This window comes from Gaiella sp. (assembly GCF_039915195.1).
Lineage (GTDB): Bacteria > Actinomycetota > Thermoleophilia > Gaiellales > Gaiellaceae > Gaiella.
In genome coordinates this window covers 1-8,543 of record NZ_JBDSNT010000033.1, presented here as the reverse complement: position 1 = coordinate 8,543, position 8,543 = coordinate 1, and the positions used below count along the sequence as shown (strand labels likewise).

General features: G+C 67.6%; 8 protein-coding genes and 1 pseudogene. 3 read left to right on the top strand and 6 right to left on the bottom strand.

Translation table 11 applies throughout. The annotated features are described in order from the left end of the window. Positions 1–793, bottom strand: a pseudogene (locus ABIR74_RS03300) (amidophosphoribosyltransferase); the annotation flags it as partial. Beyond that, a complete protein-coding gene (purL, locus tag ABIR74_RS03295; RefSeq protein WP_348175191.1) occupies positions 794–2,869 on the bottom strand; it encodes a phosphoribosylformylglycinamidine synthase subunit PurL in 2,076 nt (691 codons plus the stop codon). A 200-nt stretch (positions 2,870–3,069) separates the two neighbouring features. Between purL and ABIR74_RS03290 the strand changes: the two genes are divergently transcribed. Continuing rightward, on the top strand, positions 3,070–3,945 hold the full coding sequence (locus ABIR74_RS03290) for a DMT family transporter (RefSeq protein WP_348175190.1): 876 nt from the start codon (positions 3,070–3,072) through the stop codon (positions 3,943–3,945). Continuing rightward, on the top strand, positions 3,942–4,871 hold the full coding sequence (locus tag ABIR74_RS03285) for a DMT family transporter (protein WP_348175189.1): 930 nt from the start codon (positions 3,942–3,944) through the stop codon (positions 4,869–4,871). The genes ABIR74_RS03290 and ABIR74_RS03285 overlap by 4 nt, the downstream gene beginning before the upstream one ends. Here the strand turns inward: ABIR74_RS03285 and ABIR74_RS03280 are convergent. The 4 genes from ABIR74_RS03280 to ABIR74_RS03265 form a co-directional block, all read right to left on the bottom strand. Further along, positions 4,868–5,098, bottom strand: a complete 231-nt coding sequence (locus ABIR74_RS03280) for a hypothetical protein (RefSeq protein ID WP_348175188.1) — start codon at positions 5,096–5,098, stop codon at positions 4,868–4,870. The genes ABIR74_RS03285 and ABIR74_RS03280 overlap by 4 nt on opposite strands. Further along, the gene (locus tag ABIR74_RS03275) at positions 5,095–5,247 is read right to left on the bottom strand and encodes a hypothetical protein (protein ID WP_348175187.1); all 153 of its coding nucleotides are present in this window, start codon (positions 5,245–5,247) and stop codon (positions 5,095–5,097) included. The genes ABIR74_RS03280 and ABIR74_RS03275 overlap by 4 nt, the downstream gene beginning before the upstream one ends. 103 nt (positions 5,248–5,350) lie before the next feature. Next, entirely contained in the window at positions 5,351–6,463 is a 1,113-nt protein-coding gene (locus tag ABIR74_RS03270; protein WP_348175186.1) for an aminotransferase class I/II-fold pyridoxal phosphate-dependent enzyme, read from the bottom strand. A 15-nt stretch (positions 6,464–6,478) separates the two neighbouring features. Beyond that, a complete protein-coding gene (locus ABIR74_RS03265) occupies positions 6,479–7,933 on the bottom strand; it encodes an MFS transporter (protein ID WP_348175185.1) in 1,455 nt (484 codons plus the stop codon). Positions 7,934–8,190: 257 nt separating this feature from the next. On the opposite strand from ABIR74_RS03265, the gene ABIR74_RS03260 reads away from it, so the two are divergent. Further along, positions 8,191–8,543: VOC family protein (locus ABIR74_RS03260; protein WP_348175184.1), on the top strand; the 353-nt coding region annotated here is incomplete at its 3' end.

Sequence of the window (8,543 nt, the reverse complement as noted above, 5' to 3'; positions counted from 1 at the left end):
TCTGTCCCATGCGCACCCTGCTCGAGTGGATCTCACTCCCGTCGAGCCGGGAGTCGGGCCGGGCGAAGTAGACGTGCTCGAAGATGCATGCCGCTCCGCGGCCCTCGGGCAGTGCCTGCGCGCTGTGGATCCCCGACTCGTCGAGCCAGAGAGCCTCGCCGGGTCGAACGTCCCGCTCGACGGTGGCGCCGATCAGGTCGAGGGCGCAGCTCTCGGAAGCTACTACCCAGTCGTCGCCGATCCGGCCGAGCGTGAGCGGACGAATCCCGTGCGGGTCGCGGAAGGTGACGAGCGTATCGTCGACGAGCACGACGACGGAGTAGGCGCCCTCGAGGCGCGCCATCGTTGCCGCAACGGCTTCGGGGAGCGGCAGCGGGTCGCGCGCGATCAATGCGGCAATCACCTCGGTGTCCGAAGTCGAGCCGAGCCGGATTCCGTCCGCGACGAGCTCGTCACGCAGGACACCGGCATTGGTCAGATTGCCGTTGTGGCCGAGCGCGACCGTTCGAGCCCGTCCGTGGTGGACGAGCGGCTGCGCGTTCGACCAGTGCACGCCCCCGGTCGTCGAGTAGCGCGTGTGTCCGATCGCAACCTCGCCCGGGAGAGCCTGGAGCTGCTGCTCGTTGAATACCTGCGCCACGAGACCCATGTCGCGCAGCACGGTCAGGCGCCCGGCCTCCGAGACGGCGATGCCCGCCGACTCCTGCCCGCGATGCTGGAGTGCGAACAGCGCGAAGTACGTCAGCCGCGCCACGTCGCGGTCGGTCGAGCGGATCCCGAAGACGCCGCACATCTACAACTCACGCTCCCAGACCGCTCGGAGGTCGGCAAGGCTGACGCCGAGGATCTCGTCCCCGCCGACCTCGCCGATGCGTCGCACGTCGACACCCGGGACCGAACGGACGGCCCGGGCCTCGTCAGCGGGGAGCGCGAGGATCACCTGGCCCGGGCCTTCGCCGAAGAGCACGACCGCATCGGTCGGGAGGTCGAGCCGGGCGCCCAGACCGGAGTGGAGCGCCGCCTCGGCGAGCGCGACCGCGAGCCCCCCATCCGAGACGTCATGTGCGAGCGTGCACTGCGGCGCGAGATCGACGACGAGCCGGACGAGCGACGCCTCCGCGTTCAGATCGAGCTGAGGCGGGGATCCCGAGACCGTCCCGTAGCGGGCCTGGAGCTCGGAGCCCGGCACCGCGGGAGCGCCCGCCGACACGAGGACGATGACGTCCCCTTCCCGCCATTCGCCGGGTATCTGCCGAACGTCCGCGACGAGCCCGACGCAGCCGACGACCGGGGTCGGCGGGATCGAGCGGCCGTCCGTGTCGTTGTAGAGCGAGACGTTGCCGGAGACGATCGGGAGTCCGAGCGCCTCGCACGCCTGCGCCATCCCCTCGATCGACTGCGAGAGCTCCCAGCCGATCTCGGGCTTCTCGGGGTTGCCGAAGTTGAGGCAATCCGTGAACCCGAGAGGCTCGCCGCCGGCGCACGCGACGTTGCGAGCCGCCTCGAGGATCGCCGAGGCGCCCCCGACGAACGGATCGAGCGAGCCAAGGCGTCCCGTCCCGTCGAGCGTGAGCGCGAGCCCTCGAGTGGAAGGCCGCAGCCGCACGACCGCAGCGTCGAGCCCGGGACGGCGCACCGTCCGCGACTGGACGAGCTGGTCGTAGCGACGCGTGACGAATGCGCGCGACCGCAGCGCGTCGGAGCCGAGCAGGTCGAGGAGTACGTCCGCGGTTTCCGGAAGCTCCGGGAGCTCGACCTCGGACGATGCCGCACGAGGCTCGCACTCGACGACGTAGCGTGGACAGTCCTCGGTAAGGAAACGTGCGGGGAACGCACCGACCTCTGCGCCGTGCCAGAGCGCGCGCAGCTCACCCGTTTCGGTGACCTCGCCGATCTCCGCGCGGTGGAGCTCCCAGCGGTCGATCACCGCTTCGACCTCGGCGAGCCGTTCGGGGGCGACGATGGCGACCATTCTCTCCTGCGACTCGGAGATCATGATCTCCCACGGCTCCATCCCCGCTTCGCGCTGGGGCACGCGGTCGAGGTGGACGTCGATGCCGTAGTCGGCAGCCATCTCCGAGAGAGACGACGCGAGCCCGGCGGCACCGCAGTCCTGCAGCGACAGCACGAGCCCGCGCTCGACGAGCTCGACCGAGACCTCGATCAGCCGTTTACCCGTGAACGGATCGCCCACCTGCACCGACGGGCGCTTGTCAGCCGCCTCCTCGCCGAGCTCCTGGCTCGCGAGAACGGACGCTCCGCCGATCCCGTCTCGCCCCGTCGTCGCGCCGTAGAGCACGAGCACCGCCCCTGCTGTATCGGCCCGCGCGCTCATCACGCCGTCGACGGGTAGTAGCCCGACGCACATGGCGTTGACGAGGCAGTTCGAGGCGTACGCGTCGTCGAAGACCACCTCGCCCCCGACGTTCGGGACGCCGACCGAGTTGCCGTACGCGCCGATGCCGCCGACCGCACGGGAGAAGTGCGCATCGGGTGCGCCGAAGCGCAGCCCATCGAGGAGGGCGATCGGGCGTGCTCCCATGGCGATGATGTCGCGCAGGATTCCACCAACTCCCGTCGCGGCACCCTGGAACGGCTCGACGGCCGACGGGTGGTTGTGACTCTCCGCCTTGAAGGTGACCGCAAGCCCCTCTCCGAGATCGAGCACACCGGCGTTCTCGCCCGGGCCCTGGAGCACACGGTCACCGGCGCTCGGGAGTCGCTTGAGGAGCAGCGCCGAATGCTTGTAGCCGCAATGCTCCGACCAGAGAAGCGAGAAGACGGCCAGCTCGAAGTGGTTCGGCTCGCGCTCGAGCAGTTCGTGGATGCGGGCGTTCTCCCCGTCCGTGAGGCCGAGCTGGCGGTGGATGGGCTGTTCCGCGACGAAGCTCAGACCGTCAGTCTAGCCGTGCCCTCTGACGACCGAAGCGTCGGCCTATCATCTCGACCCGGGTCATCGTGCCGGTCTAGCCGGAGCGGGCTTCCAACAACGTCGCATCCCCCCTCGTCGGCGTGGTTCCGGATGGTTGCCCGACGCGTTCGCGGTTGCAGAGGCTCAGGATGGGGCGTATGACCAGGCGCGAGATCCTCCTTCTGCTGCTCCTCTCCGCGATCTGGGGTGGGTCATTCCTGTTCATCAAGGTCGGCGTGGACGAGCTCGAGCCATCGGTCGTCGCGTTGAGCCGGGTCGCGATCGGCGCCCTCGTCCTGCTCCCGCTGCTCCTCTCGAGAGGCGGTCTGGGATCGCTGCGGAGCTACATCGTCCCGCTCGTCGTTCTCGCGATGTTCAACAACGCTCTGCCGTTCTGGCTGTTCGGGTTTGCCGAGCAGAGCATCTCGTCCGGCCTGACTGCGGTGATCCAGGGAGCAGCGCCGCTCTTCACCGTCCTCCTTGCGACTCGAATGGATCGGACACAGCGTGTAACAGGAGTGCGGCTCGTCGGGATCTGCATCGGGTTCGTCGGGGTCGTTGCTCTCGTCGGCCTGCAATCCGGTGGGGACCTCGTCGCCGCCCTCGCGGTGGTCGGCGTAGCTCTGTGTTACGCGTTCTCCGTGCTCTTTGCCGGACGGACGATGCGTGGCCTGGCGGCCGTGCATGTCTCGTTCGGTCAGCTCGGGTGCGCAACGCTCATCCTCCTGCCGCTCGGCTTCGCGCAGCGGCCGGACGCAGTGCCCTCGGGTACCGTCCTGCTCGCGATGCTGGCGCTCGGCGCGCTCGGCTCGGGCGTCGCCTACCTGCTCTATTTCTCGCTGATCGCGAGTGCCGGTGCGTCGCGCGCGATTCTGGTGACGTACCTCGTCCCCGCGCTCGCGTTGATCTACGGAGCCGTGCTCCTCGACGAGGAGGTCACGATTTCGTCACTGATCGGTCTTGGGCTGATTCTCACCGGCACCGCGCTTGCAACGGGCGTCGCACGGTTCCGCGCGGCTAGCCTCGCCAGGTGACACGTCGTTACTGGCCGCTGATCCTCACGCTCGCCTCGCTCTGGGGCGCGTCCTATTTCCTCATCAAGGTTGGCGTCGACGGCGGCTTCTCACCCTCGGCGCTGATGGCCTCGCGGGCGCTCCTTGCCGCCCTCGTTCTGATCGGGTACCTCTCGACGACAATCGGCCTCGCTGCGGCTACACGAGAGATCCGCGCCGCCTGGCGCGCGTGCGTCGTTCTCGGCACGATCAACGCCGCAGTGCCGTTCTGGCTCGTCGCGTGGGGTGAGACCCGGATCGACTCGGGCATCGCCGCGATCGCGCAGGCGACCGTCCCTCTCTTTTCGCTCCTGATCGGGCTCCAGTTTCTTCCTCAGGAGCACATCGGCCGGCTCCGGGTCGCCGGCGTCGGCCTCGGGATCGTCGGCGTCGCCCTGATCGCGGGGGTCGCTCCCGCGGGAAACGTCGGCGAGGTCATCGGTACGTTCGCGGTCATCCTGGCGTCGCTCTTCTACGCCTCGGCAGGCATCTACGGACAGTTACGACTCAGTGGAACAACGTCTGGCCCCGTCCTCGCAACCGGGAACATGCTCGCGGCGGGGCTCATCCTGCTTCCGTTTGCGATCCTGCAGCACCCGACGTCGATGCCGACGACAGGCGCCCTCGGGTCGCTCGTTCTCCTTGCTGTGCTTCCGACGGCACTGGCGCAGCTGATCCTGTTCAGGACGATCGCCTTGTTCGGCGCCCGCCGCCTGAGCCTCGTGACCTACCTCATGCCGGGTATCGCGCTCTTCTACGGTGCCGTTCTGCTCGGCGAGCAGGTCACGGTCGCGGCGGTCGCCGGCCTCGTGTTGATCCTCCTTGGCGTCGCCCTCGGTTCGGGAACGCTTCGGCCCGGGCGGCGGTCGGCAGAGCCGCCCGCCGCCGGGCCGCAGGACGAGCGCTAGAGAAGAATTCGGAAGGCCGTCTCGGGTGGGCAGCCGCGCCGCACGAGCTCGGTTGCGTCGTGCAGATCGACGCTGCGGTCGAGCGCGAGGACGAATGCCGAGTCACTTTCGTAACCGACTGCGATCAGCTGCTCGATCCGCCAGCTCAGGACCCGGGCCGCAGGATCGTGGCCGGTCTCCTGGAGTGTTTCGACCGGAGGAGTCTCGAGGGCCTGATCGCCGCTCATGCTGCCCTCCACTCGCTCGCAACCGTGCGATTCTGCTCCTCGACATAGCGCGCTGTTGCGTACGAGGAGGCCTCCGCATGGCCGAACTCGAGTGCGCGCCGCGCGAAGCGGTACCAGTCGATCCACGTCGTGAGCCTTGCGTCACCCATGTCAGTCGCCTCTCTGGAGGGTGGTGAGAATGTGATGCTCAAGGTCTATCGGCAGGTTGTTCGGAAACCTTGCGCATCCTTTGCGGATCAGTGTCGAGTCGGGTTAAGAACGTGTTTCGATCCAGGCCTCGAACAGACCGAGAGCCATAGGCATCGCGGAGCGCCCGAACCCCAGCCGCACGTGCGTCGGTACGTCGTACACGGTGCCGGGGAGCAGCAGGACGCCGGCATCCGCGACGAGCTGCTGGCAGAAGACCGACGTGTCTTCGACCCCCTCGATCCGGACGAAGCCGATCGTGCTCGCGGTCGGTCTCACCCACGAGAAGCGCTCCGCGTGACGTTCGAGAAAGGCATCGACCAGTTCGAGGTTGGCGAGGACGATCGCACGGCTCCGATCGGCGAACACGTGGCGATGCCGGAGCGCGAGGGCGCTGAGGAGCTCGCTCGGAGCGCTCGAGCAGATCGTCGTGTAGTGCTTCAAGTCGACGATCCTCGCGAGTACGGCGCGATTACGCGAGGCGAGCCACCCGAGGCGGAGCCCTGGAAGACCGTATGTCTTGGACATCGACCCGAGCGACAGCGCGCGGTCGTAAAGGTCGACGGCGGCGGGAAGACGGTCGGCCGGATCGTGCTCGAGTTCCCGGTAGACCTCGTCGGCAAAGAGCCAGGCGCCGCGCTCGGCACAGAGCTCGACAACCCGGTCGAGCACCTGCCGCGGCATGAGCAGCCCCGTCGGGTTGTGGGGTGTGTTGGTGTAGACGAGTCGCGTGTCGGGACGAAGAGCGGCCTCGAGAGCGTCGAGGTCGTGAGCCCAGCCGTTCCCCGCCGATCGGCACCATTCGGTCACGTCCGCCCCTGCCGATCGCGCGACCTCGAGCGCAGACTCGTAGCACGGTGTCTCGACGACGACGTGGTCGCCGGGTTGCAGCAGAGCGTGGTAGGCGACGAAGATCGCCTCCTCCGCGGCCGCGACGACGATCACGTCGTCGGGCGATGTGGTGTCGTAGAGCGCGGCGGCTGCAGCGCGCAGCTCGGGGGCTCCTACCGACTCGGTGTATCCAAGCCGCTGGGCGAAGAGACGCTCCGCTGCATCCGGCTCGAGGGCAAGCACCTCGGCGATTGCGACCGATTCGGCGTCGCTCGAGGAGAGCATGTGGGGTGCCGTGAACTCGTGCACCGCGTAGTACTGCTCGATCCGGAACGGAGCGATCTTCATCGCGGCGTCAAGCCTCTAGGTCACGACGGGTTGAGTCTCACCCTCGGCCACGGCGAGAACATCGCCGCGCCTGAGCAGGGCAAAGAGGAGCACGGCTCCCGCTGCGAGGAAGACGGCGCACCCGAGCCACGCGATCTGAAAGCCCTCGACGAGCGCCTGCGCCGACTCGGACTCGGTCGGCTTGTCGCCGGTCGCGGCTAGCACATCCGCGGTCTTGCTCGCCGCGAAGGTCGAGAGGAGCGCGAGGCCGAGCGCCCCGCCGATCTGCTGGGACGTGTTGAACAGGCCGGACGCAAGCCCTGCATCGTCGACCGGAATCCCGCTCGTCGCGATCAGCGTCACCGGCACGAATGTGAGGCCCATCCCGACCGAGGTGATCAGGATGCCGGGCAGGATATCGGGCCAATAGGAGCTGTCCGGCGTCAGCCGCAGGAAAAGAAGCATTCCGCTGGCCGCCATCACGAGCCCGATCAGCGGGACCTCGCGGGCACCGAGCCGCGGAATCAGCTGCTGGGACAGGGTGGCGCCGATGATGATGCCGGCGGTGAAGGGGAGGAATGCGAGGCCGGCATCGAGCGCCGAGTAGCCGAGGACGCGCTGGAGGAAGAGCGTGTTGAAATAGAACATCGCGAATAGCCCCATCGCAACGACGAGCATCGCCACGTTCGCCCCGCGGACGGTGCGGACGGAAAAGATCGAGAGCCGGACGAGCGGCTCTGCCGAACGCTGTTCGATGACCACGAATGCGACGAGCAGAATGACCGAAACCGCAAGGATCCCGAGTACCTCGCCCGATCCCCACCCGGACTCCGCCGAGCGAACGATGCCGTAGACGAGCGCAATCAGCCCGATCGTCACCGTGACCGCGCCGGCGATGTCGAAGCTCCTGTGCGAGTGATCGTCACGTGACTCGGGAACGAACCGCAGCGAAAGAATGAATGTGGCGATTCCTACGGGGATGTTGACGAAGAAGATCCATGGCCAGGAGAGCACGTCGACGAGAACGCCACCGAGCACGAGGCCGACGGCCCCACCCCCGACAGCTATCGCCGACCAGACACCGAGGGCCTTCGTCCGCTCGGCGCCCTCCCGAAACGTCGAGGTGACGATGGCGAGCGCGGCGGGTGAGACGAGCGCCGCTCCGAGCCCTTGCAGGCCCCGGGTGACGATCAGCCACGTCGAGCCCTGCGCGAGTCCGCACAGAAGCGAAGCGGCCGTGAACAGGACAACTCCAGCGAGAAAGACTCTCTTGCGGCCGGCGAGGTCACCCGCACGTCCGCCGAGAAGGAGAAAGCCGCCGAAGAGCAGGGTGTAGGCGTTCACGATCCACTGCAAGCTGGTGTCGGTCATCTCCAGATCGCTCTGGATCGTCGGCAGGGCGACGTTGACGATCGTCGCGTCGAGGATGACCATGAACTGCGCCAGGCAAACGAGGACGAGGACGAGCCACGGGTTGACGCGCGAGGTCATGCCCTCGAACGTATCAAGCGACGAGGGGGGCGCCACGACGCGAACCATCGTGCCGCTCACGGCGCGGACGGCAGCTCGCGAGGATCACGCGTTCGCTCCCTGCGATGACAGAGGAGCCGTGGAGCGCAGGGGGCGTTCCGCGCCGCGCTCACGCGGGCCGAGGCGCGGTCGGTCGACGAGAGCAAGCTGTTCCCCCCGACAGCAAGGACGCCGAGCTGATACGCCTGGTAACGACAAATCCAGCGAAGGAGGTCCGCATGCAGCTCGTTCACACCTGTTACCGCATCACCGACCCGGAGCGGTCGACCGCGTTCTACGAGGCACTCGGGCTCGAGAAGCGTCGCGAGCTGCCGATTCGCGACGAGGCGATGAACTACTTCTTCGGTGTCCCCGGTCACGAGAATCCGGAGCTCGAGCTGACGTACAACTTCGGCGTCGATTCGTACGAGCTCGGCACCGCGTACGGGCACATCGCGCTCACCGTCAGTGATATGGGCGAGACGCTCGAGAAGCTCGCAGCGCAAGGGATCGAGCCCGAACGAACGCCTTACTCGATCCGTGAGGGTGGCTCCCTACTCTGTTTCGTCCGAGACCCGGATCAGTATCGAAT